Raw genomic sequence first — 24,064 nt, 5'->3', positions numbered from 1 at the left:
CGGCCCGTCAGGCGAAGCTCACGTGAGCAAGATCTTGTGCTGACGTCGAGCAAGCACAGGTCTGGCGGTCGGACGTGGACCCTTGAGATCAGAACGTGACCGATGGCGTCAGATTCGCGTCATCGCCTGGTGCATACTGGCTGAGCCCCCGTGGGATCTCAAGATGGAATGTGAGTGGCATGTACAAAATCCGGACACTCTTGACGGGTTTCTTGTTGATTATTCTGGTGGGGTGTTCGAACGGGTCTGATTCACCGCCCCAACCGCCCAGCCCGACGCCCACTGAGAATATCGGCCTAGTAACGCGAAGTCAGTTCGAGAACGAGTGGCCGCTCACTGTGGACGAGGCCGTGATCGGGTGTCCGAGTGTGAAGGCCTACACCGTCCAGCCCGTCGGCACGGAGGACGTCTACTACCTCAATGACGTCGCAAAGACCGAGGGTGGCTACTTGGACCTGAAGGCAATTTGGGCCGACGAAGAGGGATCTTCAGGCAAGAAGAAGGACCTGACGCGACTCATCGAGTATGCCTCCACCGTCTGCGGCTGAGTCTGGTCCGTTGATGCCGTGGACTTGGGCCAACTGAACTGCGAGTTCGTCCATGTGTCAGCTGTCCGGCTCCGTCACGGCTCGCCCAGCCCTTTCAAAGTCACCCCGCGGTGCTGCGCCAACCGCTCGGCCTGCTGCTCGACCTCGCTTCGAAGCTCCGCCGACCACGGCCGCCAGGGGGTGACCTGCACCGTCAGCATCCGTCCGCTGGCGCGGGGCCGCCAGCTGCCGACCACCTCGGCTCCGGCCAGGACGGCACCTGGACGCCCGAGCGTCGGCCAGAGTTCGCGGTGCCGGTCCCGGTCGGGAACCAGTCGGTGCCGGTCGCGGGCCTGCAACAGCAGGTCGAACGGGCCGAGCAGCCTGACCAGGCTCTCGTCGACGGCGACCGGCTCGAGCTGATCCGGCAGCGCCCAGAGGGGTTCGCCGTCGACTACGACCGCCACGGCATCCGCGGGCCAGTGCCGCTTCACGTCGGCCACCGGAGCGTCCAGATAGCCCGCCACCTCGGCGTGGCTGGCCGGGCCGACGAAGCGTAGGCAGGCGCGGATCACCTGCAGCCGTGGCGGTGCCTGGTCGGGGTCTTCGGCGGGGCCGTACCTACGCCGCGGCCAGCCGGGCACTCGCTGCAGCACCGGGGGAGAGGTGCCGGGTTGCAACTCCAGCCCGGCCGCCAGCGCGGCCAGCCGGAACGGCATCTCGTGCAGGTGCGTGGCCTGACACGGCCGGCAGAAGCGAAGGTACGGCTCGGGCAGCCGCTCGGCCAGGGCCGCGGAGACTTCGCCCTTGACGGTGGGACGGCGGACCAGGTCGCGCATCACCGTGGCCACTTCGGCGAGGGCCGACCGGGCCGGGATTCCGGCCGCCTTGAGCGGCCGGTTGGCGTCGAAGATGCGCTTGCCGGCGTCGGCCTCGGAGAACGGGGAGGTGGCCACCTGGACGTCAGGCAGATCGTCGCGACGATAGAGGTGCGGCGCCCCGCGCACCGTCCACGCTACGGCGAACTCCGGCGCTGAGGCCACTGTCGAGATGGCTGCGCCGCGGTTGGCCAGCGCCCATGACGCCGCGTCCTTGCCGGTGTCCTGTACACCAAGATCGAGGATCGCCACGTCCGCCGGGGCTCTGCTCTCGGGAGCGCGGTCCAGCTCCTGGGCGAGGATGCGGCGGCTGATCAGCTCGTCGCGGGTCAGCAAGACCTCGGGCGTGGTCCCGGCCATCGGACTCCCTTTCTCGTCGGCTGCAGTGCCATGATCAGATTACGGACCCGCACCGACAGTCGCAGGCGTATCCCCACCGCGTGGGATGCAGAGCCGCGCTGCTCATCGCCGTAACCCTGACCCGCCCGCCGGCCCTTCTCCGCTGGCCCGACCGGGTATCCAGCCGTCGGCCGGAGTCCATGGCCACCGCGGCTCCCGACACCACCGGCTGGAACTACTGGACCGGCACCGGAGACCTTCAGCAGATCAGCGGGCAGCCGATCGCGATCTGGGCAGTCGTCAGACGAATCCAGACCTAGCCCTAGACTGCCCTGCCATGCCGCTCTTCGACCTGCCCTTGGACCAGCTGCGCAGCTATGCACCCGAGGTGGTCGAACCCGACGACTTCGACCAGTTCTGGTCCGACACCATCGCCGAGGCGACGGCGTTCGATCTCGGCGCCACGTTCGAGCCGGTCGACAACCGGCTGGCGCTGCTCGACACCTACGACGTCACCTTCGCCGGCTTCGGTGGCACCCCGGTCAAGGCCTGGCTGCATGTCCCCGCCGGCACCAGCAGCCCGTTGCCGACCGTCGTGCAATACCACGGCTACTCCGGTGGTCGCGGCCTGCCGCACGCCACCACCGTGTGGGCCCAGGCCGGCTACGCGCACCTGGTGATGGACACCCGCGGTCAGGGTTGGAGCACGGGCGGGTCGTCGGCCACGGTCGACGCCGCTCCCGAGGCCGGCCAGGTGCACGTCCCGGGCTTCATGACCGTCGGCATCACCGACCCTCGCTCGTACTACTTCCGCCGGCTCTACGTCGACGTGGTGAGGATGCTGCAGACCGCCCAGGCAAGCCCGTTGGTCGACCCGTCCAAGATCATCGTCACCGGCGGCAGCCAGGGCGGCGGACTCACCATCGCCGCCGCCGGGCTGGCGCCGCTGGCCGGGATCGAGCTGGCGGGGGCGGCGCCCGATGTGCCGTTCCTGTGCCACTTCCGCCGCGCGGTCGAGCTGACCGCCAGTGACCCGTACGGCGAGATCACCCGCTATCTCGCGTCCTGGCGCGATCATGCCGACGCGGCGTACCGCACCCTCAGTTACGTCGACGGGGTCAACCTGGCCCGTCGGGCCACGGCGCCGACGCTGTTCTCCGTCGCGCTGATGGACGCCGTCTGCCCGCCGTCGACGGTGTTCGCGGCCTACAACGCGTACGGCACGCCCGAGACGCCGAAGTCGATCAACGTCTATCCGCACAACGGTCACGAGGGTGGCGCCGGCTATCAGGTCGCCGCCCAGCTCGACTGGGTCGCCGAGCTCTTCGGCCGCTGACCGCCGCCCGAGCGGCGCGCCGGGCTACTCCTTGACGGCGACGAACACGTCGCGCTGGATCGAGGAGTCGACGCGGTGGCTGAGCTGCAGGTAGGGCCCGTCATCGAGCGGGGTCAGCCCGGCGCCCACGGCCAACGCCGCCAGGTCCTCGCGGCTGAGCCCATAGGTGTTCCAGGACAGACCCAGCGCACCGCCGGTGCGCAGCTGGCCGGCCCAGACCGGCAGCGCTTCGCGGAGCAGTCCGCCGGCTGAGCGGTCCCGCTTGCCGCTGACGCCGCGGACGTCGGTCTGGCTGCCGTGCACCACCCCGTACGGCGCATCGGTGATCACCGCGTCGAAGGTGCGCTTGCCATAGAGCGCCGCCGACTGGCGGGTGTCACCGGAGAACGCGGTCAGGTGCAGCGTCTTGTCCGAGTCCGCAGGCGTGACGCTCACGTCCAGGCGCCGTCCGAGGCTCTTGCCCTCGCGCCGCACCGGACTGAGCTCGGCAGTGTGCTTGAGCCGCTTGCGGCGCAGATAGGTCTTCAGGAACGCGGTGTACGCCTCCAGCGCCTTCAGGTCCGCGTCCACCCCGGCGACCTCGTGGCCGAGGATCAGCCCGGTGCTCAAGGTGGTGCCGCGGCCGCACAGCGGGTCGAGGATGGACCACATGGGCTGTGGCCGGCGACGGATCGAGGCCAGGGTGACGTTGACCAGCAGCCGGGTGAACTGCTCGTTGGTCTTGCCCGGATATTTCGGGATGGACACGAGGTCGTCGTCGAACAGGTCTGGGGCGGTCACGGCCAACGGCCGCAGCCGGTCATCCTCCTCGCGGGCGAAGACCGCGAACCGGGCCGAGAGCAGACCGAGGGCGGACTGCAGCCGGTCGTCGAGCTCGTCCACCGACACCTGCAGGTAGTCCACGCCGGCGATCTGGACAGCGGTGATCTCGACTGTCCCGGAATCCCCACCGAGCAGCACGCCGAGCTCGGCCGCCGCCAGCTGGGAGGCCTGACCGGCGTAGACCCGGTTGGCGGACGGGGAGAGAAGGATCACGAGGTGCATGCGGACACTGTAGTGACCGCCGGGCGGCGTCTCGGACACCCGCGGCTGCTGCAGTACGGTGAGCAGCGCCCGCTCTGATCACTCCTGGCCCGCCAACCTCTGGACCGTCCGCATGCCCGAGACCTCCGCCGCCACGCGACCCGTACGGGCTTCGCCGGTGCTGGTGTTGGTGTTCCTCGGGGGTTCGATCGGCACCGCAGCCCGGTATGCCATCGGCACCGCGGCACCGACCCTGGGCGGGATCCCGGTCGCCACCCTCGGCATCAACGTGGCCGGGGCCTTCGCGCTGGGGCTGCTGCTGGAAGGGCTGGCGCGACGCGGGCCGGACACCGGCTGGCGCCGTGCCGCACGGCTGGGACTGGGCACCGGCGCCCTCGGCGGTTTCACCACCTACAGCGCGCTCACCGTCGACACCCAGGCGCTCCTCCGCGACGGCTTGCCGGCGGCGGCCGTGGCGTACGCGCTGGTTACGGTGGTCGCCGGCGCAGGGGCGGCACTGCTCGGCAGCTGGCTGGCGCGCCGGCCGTGGTTCCGGGCGGCGCCATGATCGCGGTCGCGGTGGCCCTCGCCGGCGGGCTCGGGGCGGTGGCTCGCTTTCTGCTGGACATGCTGATCCAGGCCCGTACGTCCGGCCGCTTCCCGGTGGGCATCGCGGTGGTCAACCTGACCGGCTCGCTCGCCCTCGGGTTGGTGGCCGGTCTGGGCGTCAGCGTGCTGCCGGAGTCGGCGGCGCTGGTGCTGGGCGTCGGCTTCCTGGGCGGCTACACCACCTTCAGCACGGCCAGCGTCGACACCGTCCGGCTCGCCGAGCAGCACCGACCGGTGGCCGCCGCGGTCAACGCCCTCGGAATCCTGGTCGGCGGCGTGCTCGCCGCGGCAGCCGGGGTCGGCCTCGGACTGCTCCTCGGCCGCTGACCCGGCTCCCGCTCAGTGCGGCGATCGTGGCGCGGGACTCAGTGGGCGTTGTCCCAGAAGCCGGGATTGTCCACGGCGCGCTGGAAGCTGGCCCGAACTTCCTCCTCGGCCTCCTCGACCCCGGTCCAGGTGGCACCCTCGACCGACTTGCCCGGCTCCAGGTCCTTGTAGACGGTGAAGAAGTGCTCGATCTCGAGCAGCAGATAGTCGCGGACGTTCTCGATGTCGCGCAGATGGTCGCGGCGGTAGTCGTCGGACGGGACGCACAGCACCTTGTCGTCGCCGCCGGCCTCGTCCTTCATCCGGAACATGGCGATGGCCCGGCAACGGATCAGACAGCCCGGGAACGTCGGCTCGGACACCAGCACCAGGGCGTCGAGTGGGTCGCCGTCCTGACCGAGGGTCCCCTCGATGAAGCCGTAGTCGGCCGGATAGGCGGTCGAGGTGAACAATGTGCGGTCGAGCCGGATCCGCCCCGTCTTGTGGTCCACCTCGTACTTGTTCTTCTGGCCCTTGGGGATCTCGACCGTGACATCGAAGGTGAGATCGCTGAACGGTTGGCGTCGCACCTCTTTGGTGGGGTCTGTCATCCGGGCCTCCTTATGATTGGGCTGCTCGCTCTGGTTCGGGCTCCGCGGTGGGCGGGTCCGAGCGCCAGGAGTCTCGAGCCTCGTGCCGAAAAGGATAAGAGGTGCCGTGCGGTTTTCACGACTTGGTCTCGGTCTGGTAGTGCTGCTCCTCGCCGCTGCCGTCACCGCGGGCGTCGTCACCGGCGGCTTCTCGGAGCTGTTCCACCGCGGGCTGAGTGCCTCCGGCTGGTCGAGCGGCGGCCCTTCGACGGCGCCGGCCACCGCCGGGTCGTCCGCGTCGGATTCGGGTCCCACCGCACCCACCGCGCCGACGCCGGCCGATCAGTCGACGCGGGCCGATCAGTCGACCGGGCTGCCCGCCCCGGTGCTGCCCGCCGCCGTGTCCGGCCGGCGCGCCAGCCGAGCGGGAGTCACGGCGAAGATCGAGGCGGTCAGCCGCGACAGCATGGGGGGAACCTTCAGTGGGTCCGTCCTCGACGTCGGCACCGGGACCGCGCTGTACGACCATCGCGCCGAGGTGGGCCTCATCCCGGCGTCGACGATGAAGCTGTTGACCAGTGTCACGGCCCTGGCGGTGCTCGGGCCCGAGCACAGGTTCACCACCACGGTGGTGGCCGGTCGCGGGGATCAGGTGGTGCTGGTCGGTGGCGGGGACCCATATCTGGCCAGTAAGACCACCGCCAGCACGTACCCGGCGCGCTCCTCGATCGCCGATCTGGCCAAGGCCACCGCAGCCGCCCTCGCCCGGAGCGGCCGCACCACAGTCACCCTCGGCTACGACGCATCCCGGTTCAGCGGCCCGGCCTGGAACCCGACCTGGCCGAGCGGGTACGCCGACCAGGTGACGCCGGTGTCGGCGCTGTGGGTCGATGCGGGACGCCTGGACAAGGGCTCGCCGGGGCGACGGCAGAGCGACCCGGCCAAGGCTGCGGCCGAGGCGTTCGCCACCGCGTTGCGGGCCAACCAGATCAAGGTCGGCAAGGTGACCAAGACCCGGGCCGCCGCGGAGGCCACGCAGCTGGCCGCGGTGTCGTCGATGCCGGTGGAGCTGATCGTCGAGCAGGTGCTGATGACCAGCGACAACGACGCTGCCGAGGTGCTGCTGCGCCAGGCGGCCCTCGGTGCGGGGCAGCCGGGCTCGTTCGCCGGCGGGGCCGCCGCGGTCCGGGCCACCCTGACCGAGCTCGGTGCCTGGGACCCGGCGACGGTGGTCCACGACGGCAGCGGGTTGTCGCGACAGACCACGGTCCCGGCCGACACGATGACGCACGTGCTCCGGGTGGCGGCCGAGGACAAACGCCCCGAGCTGCGGGCCGTGATCACCGGCCTGCCGGTCGCCGGGGTCGAGGGCAGCCTGCGTCACCGGTTCTCCTCCGACGCCACCGAGGCGGGTACCGGTGTCGTTCGAGGCAAGACCGGTACCTTGCGGCAGGTCCACTCGTTGGCGGGATTCGTCCGGGCCCGGGACGGCTCGCTGCTGGTGTACGCCTTCGTCGTCAACGACGCGAAGAACGACTATGCCGCTCAGGTCTGGCTCGACGGAGTCGGCACGGCACTCAGCCGCTGCGGCTGCCGCTAGACCCAGCCGCTGCCTGCCGGTCGACCAGTTCGCCGAGATGACCGGGGGAGTGATCACCCGGGCGGACGTGACCCGGGCGGACGTGACCCGGGCGGACGTGACCCGGGCGGACGTGACCAGGGCGGACATGACGCGGGCGAACAGTGACCCGGGCGCATAGAGTCGGGGGCATGAGTCCTTCCATGGTCGACTGGACCGTCGCCGCCAGCACGGCCCGCAAGCTGGTGAAGCCCGGACCGGCGATCTCCGCCGCCGGCGCGGCCGCGGCGGTCGCCTCACTGCGGGCCTGCGCGGAGCGCGCGGAGGCCTACGTCACCGAGGTGACCGGGCTGCAGACCCCGGGTGGCACCGCCCCGGTGCTGGTCGTCGACCGTCCCGGCTGGATCCAGGCCAACCTCGACGGGTTCTCCCAGGTGCTCACCCCGCTGGTCGCCAAGGCGTCGGCCGCCGTGAAGCCCGGCCCGATGGCCGACGTCGGCGCCCGGGTCACCGGCGCCGAGGTCGGAGTGCTGCTCAGCTATCTGGCCCCGAAGGTCCTCGGGCAGTTCGACCCGTTCTATCCCGGAACCGGCGCCGAGTTCGGGGCGCCCGGCGGCCGGCTGCTGCTGGTCGCGCCCAACATCGTCGCGGTGGAGCGGTCGCTGAAGGTGGACCCGGCCGACTTCCGGCTGTGGGTCTGCCTGCACGAGGAGACCCACCGGGTGCAGTTCACCGCGGTCCCGTGGCTGCGGGAACACATGAACGCCGAGATCGCCGGGGTGGTCGAGTCGACAGAGCTCGACGGTGGCGCGCTGGCCCAGATGCTGCGAGATGCGGTGATGCGGATCGGCGACTCGATCCGCAGCGGCGGCGAGCTGAGCCTGCTCGACCTGGTGCAGACGCCGGCCCAGCGGGAGCGGGTGGACCGGATCACCGCGGTGATGTCGCTGCTCGAGGGCCACGCCGACGTGGTGATGGACCAGGTGGGCCCCGAGGTCATCGGCTCCATCGCCCAGATCCGGGCCAAGTTCGACCAGCGGCGCAAGGGTCAGGGCTTCGACAAGGTCATTCGCCGGCTGCTCGGGCTGGACGCCAAGATGCGGCAATACCGCGACGGCGCGGCCTTCTGCCGGCACGTCATCGGCGCCGTCGGGATGGAAGGCTTCAACCGCGTCTGGACCTCCCCGAACACGTTGCCGACCAAGGCCGAGATCGCCGCCCCGCACCTGTGGGTGTCGCGGGTGCACGCCGCCCAGACGCCCGACAGCCCGCTGTCGGCCTCCTGACACCCCGTGGCCCGTCGCGCCCTGGGGCCGGCCACGCTGGCGGTCGTCCAGGCGGTGTCCATCGCCTTGTCCCGCCGGGACCGGGCGGATCGCCCCGTGCTGGTCGCGGTCTCCGGGGGCGCCGACTCCCTCGCTCTGGCCGCCGGAGCTCGCATCGTGACGCGGCGGCAGGGGATCGACGCCACAGCGCTGGTGGTTGACCACGCCCTGCAACCCGGATCGGCCGAAGTGGCCGCCGTCGCGGTCGACCGGTTGCAGACGCTCGGCTACCCGCAGGCCGAGTCGGTCCGGACCACGGTGGTGACCACCTCGGCAGGACCGGAGGCCGACGCGCGTACGGCCCGATACAACCTGCTGACCGAGCGGGCGCGCCGGCGCGACGCCGACCTGCTGCTCGGCCACACCCGTGACGACCAGGCCGAGACCGTGCTGCTCGGGCTCGCCCGCGGTTCTGGCGTACGCTCCCTGGCCGGCATGGCGGCCGGCTCGACCGACCGGCTGCGCCCGCTGCTCGGACTGTCCCGGGTCGCCACCCGCACCTGTTGCGAGGAGCTCGGGCTCGGCTGGTGGGAGGACCCGCACAACGCCGACCCGGCGTATGCCCGGGTCCGGGTACGTCAGCAGGTGCTGCCGGTGCTCGAGCGGGAGCTCGGACCCGGGGTGACCGAGGCCCTGGCCCGAACGGCCCAGCTGGCCCGCGACGACGCTGACCTGCTCGACGAGCTCGCCGCTGATCTCCACCCCGACACCGAGACGCTGGACTGCGCGGTCCTCGCCCCGGCGCCGGCGGCGCTGCGGCGACGGGTGCTGCGGCGCTGGCTGGTCGGCCGTGGTTCGCCGGAGCCGGCGGCCGCCCACGTCCTCGCCGTCGATGCCCTGGTGTGTGACTGGCGCGGGCAGCAGGGGATCGACGTACCGGGCGGCACCGTGCGGCGGGGGGACGGGCGACTGGGGTTTTCCCGCCACGGAAGCGATGTGGCAGGCTGACCCCGTGGATGACGCACACATCAGTGGTGACCTGGACCGGGTGCTCTACAGCGCCGACGACGTGGCCGCCCGGGTGGCGGAGCTGGCGGCTCAGATCGACGCCGACTACGAGGGCAAGGAGCTGCTGCTGGTCGGAGTGCTCAACGGCGCGGTGATGGTGATGGCGGACCTGTCCCGGGCCATGCGCAGCCACCTGCAGATGGACTGGATGGCCATCTCGTCCTACGGCTCGGGGACCCAGTCCTCCGGCGTGGTGCGGATCCTCAAGGACCTCAACACCGACATCAGCGGGAAGCACGTGCTGGTGGTGGAGGACATCATCGACACCGGCTTGACCCTGTCCTACCTGGTCTCCAACTTGCTCTCCCGGGAGCCGGCCAGCCTGCAGATCATGACCATGTTCCGCAAGCCGGAGGCGCAGAAGAACGCCGTCGACGTGGCGTACGTCGGGTTCGACATCCCGAACGAGTTCGTGGTGGGCTATGGGCTCGACTTCGACGGCCGCTACCGCAACCTGACCTGCGTCGGCACGCTGTCGCGCCACGTCTACAGCTGAGCCTGCGGCTGAGCGGGCTGAGACCCGGTCGGTGCACCCGCGCCGACTAGGGGAGTCTTGGGAGAGAACGCTAGCCTTGCCGTCTGTAACGTCACGCACGGCACCCCTCTCCCAGCAGGCAGGTCATGAACTTCAAGCGCATCTTCCGCGGACCCATTCTGTGGATCATCCTCGCCGTCTTGGCGATCGGATTCCTGATCGACTTCAGCGGCCGGCTCAGCGGTGGGTACAAGGAGGTTCCGACCTCGCAGGTGATCAGCATCATCAACGGCACCGACAAGTTGAGCGATGTCACGCTGATCGACGGTGAGCAGGAGATCCGGGTCACCATGGACGATGCGGCCAAGACCAAGTACAAGGCGGTCTGGGTCGGCAACCAGAGCGACCAGATCATCCCGCGGCTGAACCAGCGGGTGGCCGACCAGAGCCTCGCGACCTGGGTCGGAAAGAACCCGACGCCTGGGTTCTTCTCCTCGCTGCTCGGCACGTTGATCCCGTTCCTGATCATCGGTGTCTTGTTCTTCTTCCTCCTCAACTCCGTCCAGGGTGGCGGCAGTCGGGTGATGCAGTTCGGCAAGTCCAAGGCCAAGGTGATGAACAAGGACACCCCGAAGACCACGTTCCACGACGTGGCTGGGTGCGAAGAGGCGATCGAGGAGCTCGACGAGATCAAGGAGTTCCTGGCTGAGCCGGCGAAGTTCCAGGCCGTCGGCGCCAAGATCCCCAAGGGTGTGCTGCTCTACGGACCGCCCGGGACCGGCAAGACGCTGCTGGCCCGCGCGGTGGCCGGCGAAGCTGGGGTGCCTTTCTATTCGATCTCCGGCTCTGACTTCGTCGAGATGTTCGTCGGCGTCGGTGCCTCCCGGGTACGCGACCTGTTCGAGCAGGCGAAGGAGAACGCCCCGGCTATCGTCTTCATCGACGAGATCGACGCCGTCGGGCGGCACCGCGGTGCCGGCATGGGCGGCGGTCACGACGAGCGCGAGCAGACCCTCAACCAGCTGCTGGTGGAGATGGACGGCTTCGACGTCCGCGGTGGCGTGATCCTGATCGCCGCGACCAACCGTCCTGACGTCCTGGACCCGGCGCTGCTGCGTCCGGGTCGGTTCGACCGGCAGATCGCGGTAGAGGCGCCGGACCTCAAGGGCCGCTTCCAGATCCTGAAGGTGCACGCCGAGGGCAAGCCGATGGCACCCGGCGTCGACCTGGAGTCGGTCGCTCGGCGCACGCCCGGCTTCACCGGTGCCGATCTCGCCAACGTGCTGAACGAGGCCGCGCTGCTGACCGCCCGCCAGAACGCCCGAATGATCACCAAGGAATACCTCGACGAGGCCATCGACCGTGTCGTCGCCGGCCCGCAGAAGCGCAGCCGGCTCATGAACGAGAGGGAGAAGCTGGTCACGGCGTACCACGAGGGCGGTCACGCCCTGGTCGCTGCGGCGCTGCCCGGCACCGACCCGGTGCACAAGGTGACGATCCTGCCTCGCGGCCGCGCACTGGGCTACACGATGGTGCTGCCGGAGCAGGACAAATACTCCAACACCCGCGGCGAGCTGCTGGACCAGCTGGCGTACATGATGGGCGGCCGTGCCGCCGAGGAGCTCGTCTTCCACGACCCGACCACCGGCGCCAGCAACGACATCGAGAAGGCCACCAGCGTGGCCAAGGCCATGGTCACGCAGTACGGCATGACGGAGCGGCTCGGTGCGGTGAAGCTGGGTTCGGGCGACGCCGAGCCCTTCCTGGGTCGCGACATGGGTGGCCACGGCCGCGACTATTCCGAGGAGGTCGCCGCGGCGGTCGACGAGGAGGTCGCCAAGCTGATCGGCAACGCCCACCAGGAGGCGTTCGACATCTTGAACGAGAACCGCGCGGTGCTCGATGCTTTGGTCAACGCGCTGTTCGAGCGGGAGACCCTGGATCGCCAGGAGGTCGCTGAGGTGTTCAAGCCGCTCAAGCTGTGGCCCCACCGCCCCGCCTGGACCGGGTCCGACACCCGGGTCCCGTCCACCGTACCGCCGGTGCAGCCGCCGCCTCCCTCGGTCAACGGCTCCGGCCTGAACGGCAGTGGCCCCAACGGTCAGCTGCCGCCCGGCGGCGCGCCGGTCCCGCCGGGGCACAGCCCGGTCCCGCCGGAGCTGCCCGGCCAGCCCGGCTCGAATCTGCCGGGCCAGCCGGGTCCGGGTCAGCCGTACCCGGGCGGTCAGCCGCCGCTCGGCGGTCAGCCGCCCGCCGGCGGCACCACCCCGCCGCAGCCCCCCGGCATCACCGACGCCACCGACCCGGGACCGTCGTCCGGGCCTGACTTCCGGTGAACGCAGGGACCAACGGCGTCGACCCGGTCTCCATCCCGCAGACCGAGCCGCGCGAGTTCAACCATGCCCGGATCGAGGCCGGCATCCGCGAGGTGCTGATCGGCATCGGCGAGGATCCCGACCGGGACGGGCTGGTGAACACCCCGGCCCGGGTGGCCAGGGCGTACGCCGAGATGTTCCAGGGCATGCGCCAGGACCCCGAGACAGTGCTCTCCACCACCTTCGACCTCAGCCACGACGAGCTCGTGCTGGTCAAGGACATCGAGGTCTGGAGCTGTTGCGAGCACCACCTGGTGCCGTTCAGCGGTGTGGCCCACGTCGGCTACATCCCCAGCGGCGACGGGAAGATCACCGGACTGAGCAAGCTGGCCCGGCTGGTCGATGTCTACGCCAAGCGGCCGCAGGTCCAGGAGCGGCTGACCACCCAGGTGGCCGATGCGATGGTGAAGATCCTGCAGCCGCGGGGCGTCATCGTGGTCTTCGAGTGCGAGCACCTGTGCATGACCATGCGGGGGGTCCACAAGCCCGGATCGCGGACCGTCACCAGCGCCGTCCGTGGGCAGCTGCGTGACGTGGCCACCCGCGCCGAGGCGATGAGCCTGATCATGGCCGGCCGCTGACTCCCCTGAGGTCACCCGAGCGGACCGTCGGTCACTTCACCGACTTGGCGGACGCCTTCCAGGTGTTGCAGCGGCCGAAGTCGGCGCCGTCCAGGCCCTTGTCCAGCCAGGCCAGCTGGGCCTTGCTGGTGCCGTGGTCGGGCTTGCGGTCGGACGGCGGATCCTCGTCGCCGGTGTAGGAGTGCCACTCCCGGATCTCGGCACGGTCGGCCTTGCTGAGGTCGATGGACTTGGCCACGTTGGCCAGGAAGACACCCTCGAAGCATTGGGCCTGCAGCTCCAGCCGGCGGCTCAGCTCCAACCGCTTCTTCGTGCTCGCTTCGGCGTACGCGGCGTTGAACTCATAGAACATCCCGCTGGTCTGCTGCAGGTGATGCCCGAACTCGTGCGCAGTCAGCCCGAGATAGCCCAGCCGCGCGAACGTGTACGCCTGGTTGTCGTCGTCGCTGGTGACCGGCCAATAGATCGTGTTGTCGCAGTAGTAGGCCGGCGACAGGCCGGAGCCGAGTCGCCCGCAGGGGGACTCGATGCTGCCCTTGTAGGTCTTGACCGCCGGCGTGGTGAGCTCAAAACCCTGCTTGGCCATCGGCGCCTTGAAGGCCTTCATCATGCAGCCGACGAGGTCCTCGATGTGGTCGTCCAGGGCCGAGTTCTTCACCGGGGGCTTGGCCCGCTTGAGCTTGACCTTGCAGCTGGTCGCCCCGGTGGGCAGGTCGATCTTGTAGATGCTGTTGCCGGTCAGTGACTGGTCCGGTTCCGGCGGCGGGGTCGGCTGGCGGGGTTTCGGGGCCGCGGTGGATCGGCTCGGCTTCGGTGTCGGTTTCGCCGAGGTCGACGCCGACGGGGTCGGCGTCCGGGCGGGACTGGCCGAGGCGCTCGGTCCGCCGGCACGCGGGGTGCTGCCGGCGGTGGTCGTCTCGTCGCGGTCGAGCAGGGCGATCGTGCCGCAGGTGCTCAGCATCAAGATGGCCAGCCCGCCGCCGACCGCGGCGATGACCTTGCCGACCGGTGACTTCTTCTTCGGTGGGGGTGGCGGTGGGCCCCAGCCGCCGCCCCCCGACCACGCACCGGGCGGGGGCGGTGGGTACGGCCCGGACGGGCTCGGGCCGAACTGCCCGCCGCCGAACTGCCCGCCGGGGCCGTACTGACCGGGGCCGTATTGGTCGGGGCGGGGCTGGTTGGGGCCGGGCTGGTTCTGCCCGTACTGGTTGGGGCCGGGCTGGTTGGGGCCGGGCTGGTTGGGGCCGAACTGACCCTGCCCGGGCTGGTTCGGGTCGGGCTGGTTCGGCCACTGCTGCCGGGGTGGCCACCCGGCGGCGGGTTGGCTGGGGGCTGGCCATCCAGAGGGCGGCTGACCCTGCGGAAGCCGGGCACCCGCCGACCCCTCTGACGGCGGGAGCGCCTGCCCCTGCGGTCCGTCTTCCGATTCATCACCACGGGGGCCCGACGGGGGATAGGACACGCGATGAGCATAGAGGCCGTAGCGGTCATGACCAGGCCTACAGCCCGCACGGACGGTTCCGGTTCGATCACGACTTTCGCGGTTGCGGTTCTCGCCCAGCGATCAGCCGCGGGCGGGCAGCTCGGGTACGAAGTCCAGGCCCAGCCCAGGCTCCTCGGCGACGCGATACACCGCTCCCTCCAGCTGCACCGGGCTCGGCGAACGGAGGAAGCCCATCGACGCGAACGAGGCGTCCTCCACCTCCTCCACCCAGACCGGCTCGGCCAGCGTGCACGCCAACTGGGCGGACAGGTCGCGCAGCAGATGCGGGGCGAGCTGGAGACAGCAGCGCCGGGTGAGCTCGACGATCCGCAGGAACGGGGTGATGCCGCCCACCCGGACCACATTGGGCTGCACCACGTCACAGCCACCGGCCTCGATCAGCTGTGCGAAGCGGTACGCGTTGTGCAGGTTCTCACCGACCGCGATCGGCACCGATACGCGGCTCCGCAGGGCCACGTGGGCAGCCGTGTCATCGGCGCGGAGCGGTTCCTCCAGCCAATGCAGGTCGAACCGGGAGAGGGCGCTCACCGCGCGCAGCGCCGCGGCCAGGTCCCAGCGCTGGTTGGCGTCGATCATCAGCCGACGGCGCGGCCCGATCACCGAGCGCACCGCAGCCACCCGCTCGACGTCGCGGTCCAGGTCCGGGCTGCCGACTTTGATCTTGACGCCCGGATAGCCGGCAGCCACCCAGCGACGGGCCTGGTCGATCAGCTCGTCCAGTTCGTAGTGCAGGTTCACGCCGCTGCCGTAGGCGGTGACGGTGTCGCGGCGCCGACCGATCAGGGTGGCCACAGAGGTCTGGGCGGCGCGAGCACGAAGGTCCCACAACGCCAGGTCGAGCCCGGCCATCGCAATGGTCGTCAGCCCACCGCCGCCGGCCTCGTGCAGGTGCACCCAGAGGGCGTCCCAGATCGCTGCCGGTGCGGCCTCCCGGCCGATCACGAAGTCGGCGATGTCGTGCTCGAGCAGCGCCTGCACCGCGTACGGCCCGATGGTCGGGGTCCAGCTGAAGCCGGTACCGAGCGCGCCGTCGTCGGTGATCACCTCCACCACGATCACGGAGTTCTCGGTCACGGTCGGCCCCCACGGCCGCGGCAGTGGTGCCGTCAGCAGCCGGGTCCGCAGCTCTGCGATGCGTGGCACCCGGCGGGTGTCCCAGCCGGGGGACCAGGGCTCGGTCATGCCACCAGATCGTGCCCGGCGGCGAGCAGCGCGCGAAGAGCGGCGAGATCTTCCTCGGTCGGGTCCACCAGCGGCGGGCGGACCGAACCGACCGGCAGGCCGGACAGGCGTACGCCGGCCTTGATCAGCGAGACGGCATAACCGGGAACGCGGTCGCGCAGGGCGACCAACGGCTCATAGAACTCACTCAGCAGCTGCAGCCGGCGGGGCTCGTCGTGGGAGACGTACGCCTGGTAGAACGCGGTGGCGATGGCGGGGGCCATGGCGAACACGGCCGAGGAGTAGAGCGGGACGCCGATGCCGCGGTATGCGGCCTGGGTCAGCTCAGCGGTCAGCAGCCCGTTGAAGAAACAGAAGTCGTCACCGCGGACCTGCTTGACCGCCAGCACCATCCGCTGGGTCTGTCCGATGTCGCCGACGCCATCCTTGAAACCGATCACCTGCGGGTCGGCGGCCAGCTGGGCCATCGCGGCGACGCTGAACTGGGCGTTGGCGCGGTGGTAGACGATCAGCGGCAGCTCGGTCGCCGCGGCCAGGGTCTCCACATAGCGCACCAGCCCGGCCGCGGGTGCGGAGACCAGGTACGGGGGCAGCACCAGCAGGCCCGCGGCGCCCGCCTCCTCGGCGGCCCGGGCGCAGGCGACGGCATGCCCCAGCGGCCCACCGGCTCCGCTGAGCACCGGAACGGCACCGCCCGAGCCGGCGGCGGCGGCGGCAGTCACCGTGCCGACCTCGTCCGCGGTCATGCTGTGGAACTCACCGGTGCCGCACGCGGCGAACACGCCGCCGGGCCGGTGCTCCATCCTCGAGGCGACGTGCTCGCGCAGCAGCCCGGCGTCGACCGCCCCGTCCTCGGTGAACGGGGTGATGGGGAAGAACAGCACACCGTCGAACTGCAGCGGGGTGGATGTCATCAGGCGCTCCTGGTGGTGGCGAGGGACTCGGGTGTCTCGACCAGCTCGGTGCGCCAGGACCGGCGAGGTCGCCAGCCGAGCAGCCGGTCGGCCTTGGCGCAGGAGAAGGCTGGGGCGGTGCCGGTCAGGCCGGCGGCGAGCTCTTCGCTGCCCGGAAGATACTCGGGCAACAGCTCGGCCAGCGGCCGCCGCGCCAACGCGTCCGCGGCGCCGACGAAGAAGACCTCCGCCGGCGGCAGGTCGGGGGCGCCGGACAGCCACGTGTCGACGAAGTCCGCGGCGTCGCGGGCGTCGACATAGTTGAACAGTGACACCGCGGCCAGGCCGGGATCGGCGAGCCGGTCGGCGACCGTGTGGCCCTGCTGGGTCGGGGCGCCGCGCCACTCGTCCGGCGACAGCACGAAGCACGGCCGGAAGGCACCGATGCTGAGCCGGTCCCCGTGCTGGGCGGCGAACATGGCCACGGTCGCCTCCATCGTCTGCTTCGACAGCGCGTACGCGTTCCACGGCCGCAGCGGATGGTCCTCGTCGATCGGCAGATAGTCCGGCAGCCAGCCGCCCGGTGCGCCGTAGCCGATCGGCGTGGGACTGGACGCCACCAGGATCCGGTCGACTCCGGCGGCCACCGCCGCCTCGAGGGTGTGGAAGGCGATCATGGTGTTGGTCTGGAGCAGCTCGTGCTCGGGCCGGGAGAACGGCACGGCCAGGGCGGCGAGGTGGACCAGCGCCTGGGCGCGAGCCTGGGCCAGTGCCGCCGTGGCCGCGGCGTGATCGGTCAGGTCGGCGACGATCTGGTGCTGCGCGGGCAGGCCGGCGAACACGGCCCGATCGATGGAGACGACCTCGTGACCGGCCGCGACCAGCCCGGTGACCACGCTGGTGCCCAGCCGGCCGCCGCCGCCGGTGACCGCGACCTTCATCGGGTCACCACAGGTTCAGCCAGTGGCAGGCCATAGTCGGCGAGCCGTACGGCCGCGCCGCTGCGCAGGCTGTCGTTGCCCGCGATCCCGACCAGTGCGCTGCGAATGCCGTCCAGATAGCCGGACTGGCGATGCAGCGGGTCCTCCCCGGCACCACGGAACAGGTCGTCCAGCAGCATTTGGTCGCCGCCGCCGTGCGAGCCGCCGCCCTCGGGGATGGCCACCTCGACCGCGGGTCCCCACTGCTTCTGCAGCAGCACCCGGGCGCCGACCGGGCGGAGCTCGGTGGTGGCCGAGGCGTCTTCGGGGTTCGCGCTGGGGTCCACCACGGCTTGGGCGCCGGTGACGCCGGCCGCCGGGACGGCGCTGCGCTCGATCACCTCGATCTCCAGCCGGCCCGCGGTCCCGTTGAAGCCCACCCGGTAGCCCTCCCAGGGGCAGTACGCGGTCAGTGAGTACGACATGGCCGCTCCGCGGGCGTAGGAGACGGCGAGGTTCATGGTGTCCTCGATCGTGATGCCGGGGGCGAACACGTCCTGGTCGCGGTGGTAGCCGTCGGCGGACTCGGCGTCGAGATACAGCGACTTCAGCTTCGGGTCGTCGGCCAGCTCGAGGTGGAACGGGTCGGTGGCCGGGTCGGTGTCACGGCTCAGCGCCGGGCGCGGACCGAGACCGCGGGCGGCGGCGTTCGCGTCCCCGTAGAAGCGCAGTCCGCCCAGGGCGTACACCGTCTGGGGGACGTCGGCGAGCCACCAGTTCACCAGGTCGAAGTGATGAGTGGCCTTGTGCACCAGCAGGCCGCCGGAGTTCTTCTTCTCCCGGTGCCAGCGGCGGAAGTAGTCGGCGCCGTGGGCGGTGTCCAGCAGCCATTCGAAATGCACCGAGGTGACGTCGCCGATCTCCCCGGCCGCGATCAGCTCGCGCAGGATCGAGTTGCGCGGGGAGTAGCGGTAGTTGAAGGTCACGACCAGGCGCGCCTTGGATCGCTCCACCGCGGCGACGATGGCCTCCAGGCTGGGCACGTCGATGGTCATCGGCTTCTCGCTGAGAACGTCGATGTCGCGGTCCAAGGCGGCGCAGATGTAGAAGGCATGGGTGTAGTCGGGGGAGGTGACGATGACCGCGTCGGGTCGCTGTTCGGCCAGCATCGTCTCGAAGTCCTCGGCTGCGTACGCCGGCACCGGCGGCAGACCGAGTGCGGCGACCGTGGCCGCGTGGTGCTCGATCCGCAGCGGGTTGACGTCGCACCAGCCGACCAGCGTTCCGACGTCGGCGTGGGTGGTGAGCAGTGCCCGGATGTACATCTCTGACCGCGAACCCGTACCGACGACGGCGTAGCGGCGAGGAGTGTTCGACACGGTGGAGTCCTCCAGGGTAACCGGTTTCTCGCTACCTTAGTCGGCGGACGGGAGGGAGGACAAGCGAATCCGCGCCGACCGGTTCGACGTGCGGCGGCCGGTGGGCTCGGGGTCGGTCGCTGCGGCGGCGCCCTTGCTAGGCTGGTCCACCCGGGGTCGGTGAGGAGAGCGATGGGTCGTTCACGAAGTGGCCGTCGGGTCACCATCGGCGACGTCGCGGATCGGGCCGGCGTCTCCCGCGCCACCGTCTCGCGGGTGATGAACGGTCTCGCCACCGTCGACCCCGCCATCACGACCCGGGTCCGCGCCGCGGCGGCCGAGCTCAGCTATACGCCGAGTCTGACCGCGCGCAGCCTGGCGCTGGGGCGTACCCACACTGTCGGCTTTGTGGTGCCGGATCTGACCAACCCCGCCTTCCACGGCGCGATGCGTGGGCTGAGTCTGGCGGCCGCCCGCGACGACTACCGGGTGCTCATCGCCGACTCGGTCGAGAACCCCACCGAGGAAGCCATCCTGGCGGTGGAGGCGCGCCGCCGTTGCGACGCCCTGGTGCTCTGTGCGCCCCGGATGCCACAGGAGGTCCTCACGGCGCTGCTGCCCGAGCTGGCGCCGGTGGTGCTGTTGAACCGTGATGCCGGGGACGATTCCACCCCAGTGCTGGCTGTGGACTGGGCATCGGGGATCCGCGACCTGGTCCGGCACCTGACCGGCCTGGGCCACAGCAGGATCGCCTATCTGGCCGGTCCGGTCGCCAGCGCCTCCAACACCGACCGGCTGCGCGGCTTCGAGGCATTCCGGTCCGAGCTCGAACTGACAGAGATCCCCTGCGGGGCGCTGTTCTCCGACGGCCACGCCGTGGCCGGGCAGGTGCTGGACGCCGACGTCACCGCGGTGGTCGCCTACAACGACGTGGTCGCGCTCGGGTTGCTGGGCGCGTTGCACGAGCTCGGCATCGAGGTGCCCAAGCAGCTGTCGGTGGTCGGCTTCGACGACATCCCGTTCGCTCAGTTCACCAGCCCGGCGCTGACCACCGCGTCCGTTCCGCAGACCGAGCTGGGGGAGCTGGCCTGGTTGCGGCTCAAGGCGATGATCGCCGGTGAGACGCCCGAGCACAACGTGGTCTTCCGACCACGGCTGGTCGCTCGCGGCAGCAGCGGCCGTCACGGTGGCTGACTGACCGACGACCGACCCGAAGCGGCCGGTTGACATCCGCGGTGCGGGTTGGCTAGAAAGCGGTTACTCAGGACGAGCCGCGCTCGGGTGCGCCCGACGACATCGAAGAGACTGGACCCCGCCGTGAACCACCTCCCCGGACTCGCCGAGCATCAGGTCAAACGGGAACGGCTGCTGGGCCTGCTTCGGGATCGCGGCGCCGAGCGGCTGGTCCTCACCTCGCAGACCGCCCTGGCTTGGTATCTCGACGGCGCCCGGGTGCACGTGAGCCTGGCGGCGCCGCCGATCGTCTGCGTGGTCGTCGACGCCGACCGCGACCTGCTGGTGGCGACCGAGAACGAGAGCGAGCGGCTGATGGCCGAGGAGCTGCCGGGTTCGGTGCAGGTGCAGGCGGTGCCGTGGCACGGCTCGGTCCTCGCGGCCGCGCGACTCGATGCTCTGGGCACGGTCATCGAGAACGAGCTGGAGACCGAGTTGCGGGCTGCCCGTACCCCGCTGCTCCCCGGTGAGGTGGAGCGGTTCACCGCCCTCGGCGTCGACGTGGCCGGTCTGCTGACTGACACGCTGCTCGAGGCCCGCCCGGACGACACCGAGCGGTCGGTGGCCGCGCGGCTGACCGGTGGACTGGTCGAGCTGGCGGCCGACCCACTGGTGGTGCTGGTGGGCGGGTTCGCCCGCCGCGCTTACCGTCACCCGCTGCCCACCGAGGAGGTCCTCGGTCGCCGGGCGATGGCCGTGGTCTGCGGCCGCCGCGATGGGCTGGTGGTCAACGCCACCCGCTGGGTGCAGTTCGACGGCTCTGACCCGGCCGAGGCCGATGCCGACGCCCGGATCCTCGCCGTCGAGGCGGCCTATCTCGACGCATCGCGTCCGGGAGCCACTGTCGGGGAGGCATTCGCAGCCGGCTGCGACGCGTACGCCGAGCACGGATTCGACCCCGAGGAGTGGCGCCGCCATCACCAGGGCGGGGTCGCCGGCTACGCCGGTCGTGACCCCCGAGGCACCGAAGGCGCAGCGGACCGGATCATGGCGCCGACGGCCTTCGCCTGGAATCCCACGGCGCTCGGGGCCAAGGTGGAGGACACGGTGCTGCTGGACGCCGCCGGCCACCGTTGCCTCACCACGGACCCTCGCTGGCCCTCGGTGGTGGTGGCGGGGCGGCTGCGTCCGGACGTGCTCCGCCACGGCTGACCACCGCACCTCTCGGCGCGCGGCGTGCCAGGGCCCGCCCACCGACGGGGGGTGCAGTGGGCGGGCCGGGGTGGACTCTCAGGCGTGGATCACCTTCTGGTCGTCAGACTTGGCGATCTCGATCTTGCGCGGCTTCGCCTTCTCGGCCACCGGGATCTCCAGCCTCAGCACGCCGCTGTCGTAGTGCGCGCTTATTCGCTCGGTGTCCAGGTTGTCGCCGAGGATGAGCTGGCGGCTGAAGACGCCCCGTGGACGTTCCGCAGCGACCAGCTCGGCGATGCCCTCCCGAGCCGGCCGGTCCGCCCGGACGGTCAGGACGTTCCGCTCGACGTCGAGGTCGATGGAGTTGACATCCACGCCGGGCAGGTCGAACTCCACCACGAAGCTGTCCTGCTCGCGCCAGGCATCCATGGGCATCACGGCGGGCCGTGCTGCGGTGCCGAAGACCTGCTGAGTCAGCCGGTCCAGGTCACGGAAGGGGTCGGTTCGCATCAGCATGTCTTGTGCCTCCTGGTTCAGTAGTAGGAGCGCCAAATCTCTATTGGCGACTATAGGTTTCTTATATCGCTGCTCGCCGATAACATCAAGTACATGTCGGAGGAAAGAACGCCTCACCGCCCCGGTCCCGATCCCGGCCGCGAGCAGCGTCGGGGCGAGCCGGATCCGGCGCGCGGCGTGTACGCGATCTCCGTCGCCGCCGAGATCGTCGGCACCGGGGTGCAGAACCTCCGGCTGTATGAGGAGCGCGGCCTGGTCGAACCCGCCCGGACGGAGCGCGGAACCCGCCGCTACAGCCGAGACGACCTGCATCGGGTCGGGCGGATCGTCGACCTGTTGGCCCAGGGGTTGAACCTGGCCGGAGTCGCCATGGTGCTCGAGCTGCAGGACGATCTGGCCCGGTTGCGCGGCGGGCGGTCGACGAAGAGGCCCGGCGACTCGACACTAGGCTGACCGGCGTGACTGCCTCTCCTTCGGCTCCGGTCCGGCGTATGCCTGCTCCCGGTCGCACCCTGGTGATGGGCGTGGTCAACGTGACGCCCGACTCGTTCTCCGACGGAGGGACGTGGTTCGACCCGGCCGAGGCGATCCAGCACGGGCTCGACCTGCTGACCGAGGGAGCCGATCTGGTGGACGTGGGCGGTGAGTCCACCCGCCCGGGCGCCGTGCGGCCCAGTCAACAGGAGGAGCTTCGCCGGGTTGTCCCGGTCGTCGCAGCGCTGGCCGCGGCCGGTGCCGTCGTCAGCGTCGACACGATGCGGGCACCGGTGGCGCTGGCCGCGGTCGAGGCTGGCGCGCGGATGGTCAACGACGTCTCCGGTGGTCTGGCGGACCCGGACATGCTGGGACAGGTGGCCGACCTCGGGGTCGGCTATGTCTGCATGCACTGGCGTGGCCACGCGGAGGACATGCAGAGCAGGGCCGTCTACGACGACGTGGTCGCCCAGGTGACGGCGGAGCTGGCCGAGCAGCTCGACCGGGCTCGGGCCGCCGGTATCCACGACGACCAGCTGGTCTTGGACCCCGGCTTCGGGTTCGCCAAGACCGGTGAGCACAACTGGCAGCTGTTGCAGCGCTTGGCCGAGCTCGAGCAGCTGGGCCTGCCGCTGCTGATCGGGGTCTCCCGGAAGGCGTTCCTGGGTCGGCTGCTGGCCGGCCCGGACGGCGCTCCCCGCCCGGCGCTGGAGCGCGATGACGCCTCGCTGGCGCTGACCACCCTGGTCGCCGCCCGCGGTGTCTGGGGGGTCCGCACGCACACTGTTCGGCCCCACCGGGACGCGATCGCGGTGGTGCAGCGAGCCTGCTGTTCATGATCGGGGTATACGGTCTCGACAGTGCCATCGCGGTTCGGACGTACCTTGGGGGTTCGGTAGGGTTCACGCCTGAGGAGGTGGCAGATGTCAGCGGAGACACAACAGCGTTCGGGCGACCCGGAGGGGCGTACGGTGCTCGATCGGATCACGCTCCGCGGACTGGCCGGCTTCGGTCGCCACGGTGTCTTCGACTTCGAGCGGTCCCAGGGCCAGCGGTTCGTCGTGGACCTGGTGTGCTGGGCTGATCTGCGCCGGGCCGGCGAGACTGACGACCTCGAGAACACCGTCGACTACGGAGCGCTCTCCACCGCCGTCGTGGCCGACATCGAGGGCGAGCCGCTGAACCTGATCGAAGCCCTCGCCACGAGGATCAGCAAGACGTGCCTGGCCGTGCCGGCCGTGAGAACGGTCGAGGTCACGGTCCACAAACCTGACGCCCCCATCTCGGTGGAGTTCGCCGACGTGGCCGTCACGATGACCAGGAGCAAGCATGAGTAGCCCCAACCCCTATGCCATCGACGCCGACACGCTCAGTGGCATGAAGCCGCTGCGCAAGGTCGTCTACTCCGTCGGTTCCAATCTCGGGGACCGGTTGGCCAACCTGCAGGGGGCGGTCGACGCCATCCGCGACACCCCGGACGTGATCGTCGTCGACGTGTCGTCGGTCTATGAGACGGCTTCCGTCGGCGGGCCCGAGGACAGCCCGGCGTTCCTCAACCTGGTGATCGTGGCCGAGACGACCCTGGAACCGCGCACCCTGCTCGAGCGGGCGCTCGCCGTGGAGGACGCCTTCGGCCGGGTCCGCACCGAGCGGTGGGCTCCGCGCACCCTGGACGTCGACCTGGTGGTGGTCGGCAACACCGTGACCGACCAGGACGACATGAAGATTCCGCACCCGCGCGCCCACGAGCGCGGGTTCGTGCTGGCGCCGTGGGTCGAGATCGACCCCCGGGGTGAGCTGCCCGGCAAGGGCCCGATCGCCGACCTGCTGGCCGCGGTGGACCTGTCCGGCGTGGTACGCCGCGACGACCTCGACATCGAAACCGACTGAGGACGGTAG

At 70.5% G+C, this 24,064-nt stretch carries 26 protein-coding genes; 17 read left to right on the top strand and 9 right to left on the bottom strand.

Going from position 1 to position 24,064, the window contains the following annotated elements; genetic code table 11:
- Positions 1 to 179 precede the first annotated feature (179 nt).
- Positions 180 to 548, top strand: coding sequence for a DUF2511 domain-containing protein (locus AC1XX3_RS10185; protein ID WP_483320972.1), 369 nt, complete (start codon positions 180 to 182; stop codon positions 546 to 548).
- Between the two features lie 74 nt (positions 549 to 622).
- On the opposite strand, the gene AC1XX3_RS10180 is transcribed toward AC1XX3_RS10185, so the two are convergent.
- Positions 623 to 1,765 carry a winged helix DNA-binding domain-containing protein gene (locus AC1XX3_RS10180; protein ID WP_483320971.1) on the bottom strand — a complete coding sequence of 381 codons (1,143 nt, stop codon included), beginning with the start codon at positions 1,763 to 1,765 and terminating at the stop codon, positions 623 to 625.
- An 80-nt stretch (positions 1,766 to 1,845) separates the two neighbouring features.
- Between AC1XX3_RS10180 and AC1XX3_RS10175 the strand changes: the two genes are divergently transcribed.
- On the top strand, positions 1,846 to 2,064 hold the full coding sequence (locus AC1XX3_RS10175) for a hypothetical protein (RefSeq protein WP_483320970.1): 219 nt from the start codon (positions 1,846 to 1,848) through the stop codon (positions 2,062 to 2,064).
- Between the two features lie 17 nt (positions 2,065 to 2,081).
- A complete protein-coding gene (locus AC1XX3_RS10170; RefSeq protein ID WP_483320969.1) occupies positions 2,082 to 3,080 on the top strand; it encodes an acetylxylan esterase in 999 nt (332 codons plus the stop codon).
- Between the two features lie 24 nt (positions 3,081 to 3,104).
- Here the strand turns inward: AC1XX3_RS10170 and AC1XX3_RS10165 are convergent, their stop codons facing one another.
- A complete protein-coding gene (locus AC1XX3_RS10165; protein ID WP_483320968.1) occupies positions 3,105 to 4,124 on the bottom strand; it encodes a TRM11 family SAM-dependent methyltransferase in 1,020 nt (339 codons plus the stop codon).
- A gap of 112 nt (positions 4,125 to 4,236) precedes the next feature.
- Between AC1XX3_RS10165 and AC1XX3_RS10160 the strand changes: the two genes are divergently transcribed.
- A complete protein-coding gene (locus tag AC1XX3_RS10160) occupies positions 4,237 to 4,671 on the top strand; it encodes a fluoride efflux transporter FluC (protein WP_483320967.1) in 435 nt (144 codons plus the stop codon).
- The gene (gene crcB, locus AC1XX3_RS10155; protein ID WP_483320966.1) at positions 4,668 to 5,039 is read left to right on the top strand and encodes a fluoride efflux transporter CrcB; all 372 of its coding nucleotides are present in this window, start codon (positions 4,668 to 4,670) and stop codon (positions 5,037 to 5,039) included. The genes AC1XX3_RS10160 and crcB overlap by 4 nt, the downstream gene beginning before the upstream one ends.
- A 38-nt stretch (positions 5,040 to 5,077) precedes the next feature.
- On the opposite strand, the gene AC1XX3_RS10150 is transcribed toward crcB, so the two are convergent.
- The gene (locus tag AC1XX3_RS10150) at positions 5,078 to 5,629 is read right to left on the bottom strand and encodes an inorganic diphosphatase (protein WP_483320965.1); all 552 of its coding nucleotides are present in this window, start codon (positions 5,627 to 5,629) and stop codon (positions 5,078 to 5,080) included.
- 106 nt (positions 5,630 to 5,735) lie between these two features.
- On the opposite strand from AC1XX3_RS10150, the gene dacB reads away from it, so the two are divergent.
- The 6 genes from dacB (at position 5,736) to folE (ending at position 12,951) form a co-directional block, all read left to right on the top strand.
- On the top strand, positions 5,736 to 7,208 hold the full coding sequence (gene dacB / locus AC1XX3_RS10145) for a D-alanyl-D-alanine carboxypeptidase/D-alanyl-D-alanine endopeptidase (protein ID WP_483320964.1): 1,473 nt from the start codon (positions 5,736 to 5,738) through the stop codon (positions 7,206 to 7,208).
- A gap of 170 nt (positions 7,209 to 7,378) precedes the next feature.
- On the top strand, positions 7,379 to 8,473 hold the full coding sequence (locus AC1XX3_RS10140) for a zinc-dependent metalloprotease (protein WP_483320963.1): 1,095 nt from the start codon (positions 7,379 to 7,381) through the stop codon (positions 8,471 to 8,473).
- 6 nt (positions 8,474 to 8,479) lie between these two features.
- Positions 8,480 to 9,460: a tRNA lysidine(34) synthetase TilS gene (tilS, locus tag AC1XX3_RS10135; protein ID WP_483320962.1), complete on the top strand. Its 981-nt coding sequence runs from the start codon at positions 8,480 to 8,482 to the stop codon at positions 9,458 to 9,460.
- Between the two features lie 4 nt (positions 9,461 to 9,464).
- Positions 9,465 to 10,016 (top strand): hypoxanthine phosphoribosyltransferase, encoded by a 552-nt coding sequence (gene hpt, locus AC1XX3_RS10130; protein WP_483320961.1) that lies wholly within the window; start codon positions 9,465 to 9,467, stop codon positions 10,014 to 10,016.
- Between the two features lie 125 nt (positions 10,017 to 10,141).
- Positions 10,142 to 12,331, top strand: coding sequence for an ATP-dependent zinc metalloprotease FtsH (gene ftsH / locus AC1XX3_RS10125; RefSeq protein WP_483320960.1), 2,190 nt, complete (start codon positions 10,142 to 10,144; stop codon positions 12,329 to 12,331).
- A gap of 32 nt (positions 12,332 to 12,363) precedes the next feature.
- Positions 12,364 to 12,951, top strand: a complete 588-nt coding sequence (folE, locus tag AC1XX3_RS10120; RefSeq protein WP_483321183.1) for a GTP cyclohydrolase I FolE — start codon at positions 12,364 to 12,366, stop codon at positions 12,949 to 12,951.
- A 31-nt stretch (positions 12,952 to 12,982) separates the two neighbouring features.
- Here the strand turns inward: folE and AC1XX3_RS10115 are convergent, their stop codons facing one another.
- The 5 genes from AC1XX3_RS10115 to AC1XX3_RS10095 all read right to left on the bottom strand — a co-directional run bounded on the left by AC1XX3_RS10115 (position 12,983) and on the right by AC1XX3_RS10095 (position 18,829).
- Positions 12,983 to 14,413, bottom strand: coding sequence for a neutral zinc metallopeptidase (locus tag AC1XX3_RS10115; RefSeq protein ID WP_483320959.1), 1,431 nt, complete (start codon positions 14,411 to 14,413; stop codon positions 12,983 to 12,985).
- A gap of 102 nt (positions 14,414 to 14,515) precedes the next feature.
- The gene (locus AC1XX3_RS10110) at positions 14,516 to 15,637 is read right to left on the bottom strand and encodes a mandelate racemase/muconate lactonizing enzyme family protein (RefSeq protein ID WP_483320958.1); all 1,122 of its coding nucleotides are present in this window, start codon (positions 15,635 to 15,637) and stop codon (positions 14,516 to 14,518) included.
- Entirely contained in the window at positions 15,634 to 16,551 is a 918-nt protein-coding gene (locus tag AC1XX3_RS10105; RefSeq protein WP_483320957.1) for a 5-dehydro-4-deoxyglucarate dehydratase, read from the bottom strand. Before AC1XX3_RS10105 ends, AC1XX3_RS10110 begins: the two co-directional genes overlap by 4 nt.
- Positions 16,551 to 17,471 carry an NAD-dependent epimerase/dehydratase family protein gene (locus AC1XX3_RS10100; protein ID WP_483320956.1) on the bottom strand — a complete coding sequence of 307 codons (921 nt, stop codon included), beginning with the start codon at positions 17,469 to 17,471 and terminating at the stop codon, positions 16,551 to 16,553. The genes AC1XX3_RS10105 and AC1XX3_RS10100 overlap by 1 nt, the downstream gene beginning before the upstream one ends.
- On the bottom strand, positions 17,468 to 18,829 hold the full coding sequence (locus tag AC1XX3_RS10095; protein WP_483320955.1) for a Gfo/Idh/MocA family protein: 1,362 nt from the start codon (positions 18,827 to 18,829) through the stop codon (positions 17,468 to 17,470). The genes AC1XX3_RS10100 and AC1XX3_RS10095 overlap by 4 nt, the downstream gene beginning before the upstream one ends.
- A 171-nt stretch (positions 18,830 to 19,000) precedes the next feature.
- Here AC1XX3_RS10095 and AC1XX3_RS10090 point away from each other — a divergent pair, with 171 nt between their 5' ends.
- Positions 19,001 to 20,002, top strand: a complete 1,002-nt coding sequence (locus AC1XX3_RS10090) for a LacI family DNA-binding transcriptional regulator (RefSeq protein ID WP_483320954.1) — start codon at positions 19,001 to 19,003, stop codon at positions 20,000 to 20,002.
- Positions 20,003 to 20,125: 123 nt separating this feature from the next.
- A complete protein-coding gene (locus tag AC1XX3_RS10085; RefSeq protein WP_483320953.1) occupies positions 20,126 to 21,193 on the top strand; it encodes a M24 family metallopeptidase in 1,068 nt (355 codons plus the stop codon).
- 78 nt (positions 21,194 to 21,271) lie between these two features.
- On the opposite strand, the gene AC1XX3_RS10080 is transcribed toward AC1XX3_RS10085, so the two are convergent.
- The gene (locus AC1XX3_RS10080) at positions 21,272 to 21,691 is read right to left on the bottom strand and encodes an Hsp20/alpha crystallin family protein (RefSeq protein WP_483320952.1); all 420 of its coding nucleotides are present in this window, start codon (positions 21,689 to 21,691) and stop codon (positions 21,272 to 21,274) included.
- Positions 21,692 to 21,784: 93 nt separating this feature from the next.
- Here AC1XX3_RS10080 and AC1XX3_RS10075 point away from each other — a divergent pair, with 93 nt between their 5' ends.
- The 4 genes from AC1XX3_RS10075 (at position 21,785) to folK (ending at position 24,055) form a co-directional block, all read left to right on the top strand.
- Positions 21,785 to 22,144 (top strand): MerR family transcriptional regulator, encoded by a 360-nt coding sequence (locus tag AC1XX3_RS10075; protein WP_483320951.1) that lies wholly within the window; start codon positions 21,785 to 21,787, stop codon positions 22,142 to 22,144.
- Between the two features lie 38 nt (positions 22,145 to 22,182).
- Positions 22,183 to 23,004, top strand: coding sequence for a dihydropteroate synthase (gene folP / locus AC1XX3_RS10070; protein WP_483321182.1), 822 nt, complete (start codon positions 22,183 to 22,185; stop codon positions 23,002 to 23,004).
- A gap of 84 nt (positions 23,005 to 23,088) precedes the next feature.
- Positions 23,089 to 23,502, top strand: a complete 414-nt coding sequence (gene folB / locus AC1XX3_RS10065; RefSeq protein ID WP_483320950.1) for a dihydroneopterin aldolase — start codon at positions 23,089 to 23,091, stop codon at positions 23,500 to 23,502.
- Positions 23,495 to 24,055 (top strand): 2-amino-4-hydroxy-6-hydroxymethyldihydropteridine diphosphokinase, encoded by a 561-nt coding sequence (gene folK, locus AC1XX3_RS10060; RefSeq protein ID WP_483320949.1) that lies wholly within the window; start codon positions 23,495 to 23,497, stop codon positions 24,053 to 24,055. Before folB ends, folK begins: the two co-directional genes overlap by 8 nt.
- Positions 24,056 to 24,064: the final 9 nt, after the last annotated feature.

The sequence above is a fragment of the Microlunatus sp. M237 genome (genome assembly GCF_056896895.1).
Note: the sequence above shows the minus strand (reverse complement) of the source record. Positions and strands in the feature narration are given on the sequence as shown.

Coding starts and splice junctions, on each gene's coding strand:
- AC1XX3_RS10185 (WP_483320972.1), top strand. CDS start 180: ATGTACAAAATCCGGACACTCTTGACGGGTTTCTTGTTGATTATTCTG.
- AC1XX3_RS10180 (WP_483320971.1), bottom strand. CDS start 1,765: ATGGCCGGGACCACGCCCGAGGTCTTGCTGACCCGCGACGAGCTGATC.
- AC1XX3_RS10170 (WP_483320969.1), top strand. CDS start 2,082: ATGCCGCTCTTCGACCTGCCCTTGGACCAGCTGCGCAGCTATGCACCC.
- AC1XX3_RS10165 (WP_483320968.1), bottom strand. CDS start 4,124: ATGCACCTCGTGATCCTTCTCTCCCCGTCCGCCAACCGGGTCTACGCC.
- AC1XX3_RS10160 (WP_483320967.1), top strand. CDS start 4,237: ATGCCCGAGACCTCCGCCGCCACGCGACCCGTACGGGCTTCGCCGGTG.
- crcB (WP_483320966.1), top strand. CDS start 4,668: ATGATCGCGGTCGCGGTGGCCCTCGCCGGCGGGCTCGGGGCGGTGGCT.
- AC1XX3_RS10150 (WP_483320965.1), bottom strand. CDS start 5,629: ATGACAGACCCCACCAAAGAGGTGCGACGCCAACCGTTCAGCGATCTC.
- AC1XX3_RS10140 (WP_483320963.1), top strand. CDS start 7,379: ATGAGTCCTTCCATGGTCGACTGGACCGTCGCCGCCAGCACGGCCCGC.
- ftsH (WP_483320960.1), top strand. CDS start 10,142: ATGAACTTCAAGCGCATCTTCCGCGGACCCATTCTGTGGATCATCCTC.
- AC1XX3_RS10110 (WP_483320958.1), bottom strand. CDS start 15,637: ATGACCGAGCCCTGGTCCCCCGGCTGGGACACCCGCCGGGTGCCACGC.
- AC1XX3_RS10105 (WP_483320957.1), bottom strand. CDS start 16,551: ATGACATCCACCCCGCTGCAGTTCGACGGTGTGCTGTTCTTCCCCATC.
- AC1XX3_RS10100 (WP_483320956.1), bottom strand. CDS start 17,471: ATGAAGGTCGCGGTCACCGGCGGCGGCGGCCGGCTGGGCACCAGCGTG.
- AC1XX3_RS10090 (WP_483320954.1), top strand. CDS start 19,001: ATGGGTCGTTCACGAAGTGGCCGTCGGGTCACCATCGGCGACGTCGCG.
- AC1XX3_RS10080 (WP_483320952.1), bottom strand. CDS start 21,691: ATGCTGATGCGAACCGACCCCTTCCGTGACCTGGACCGGCTGACTCAG.
- AC1XX3_RS10075 (WP_483320951.1), top strand. CDS start 21,785: ATGTCGGAGGAAAGAACGCCTCACCGCCCCGGTCCCGATCCCGGCCGC.
- folP (WP_483321182.1), top strand. CDS start 22,183: ATGCCTGCTCCCGGTCGCACCCTGGTGATGGGCGTGGTCAACGTGACG.
- folB (WP_483320950.1), top strand. CDS start 23,089: ATGTCAGCGGAGACACAACAGCGTTCGGGCGACCCGGAGGGGCGTACG.
- folK (WP_483320949.1), top strand. CDS start 23,495: ATGAGTAGCCCCAACCCCTATGCCATCGACGCCGACACGCTCAGTGGC.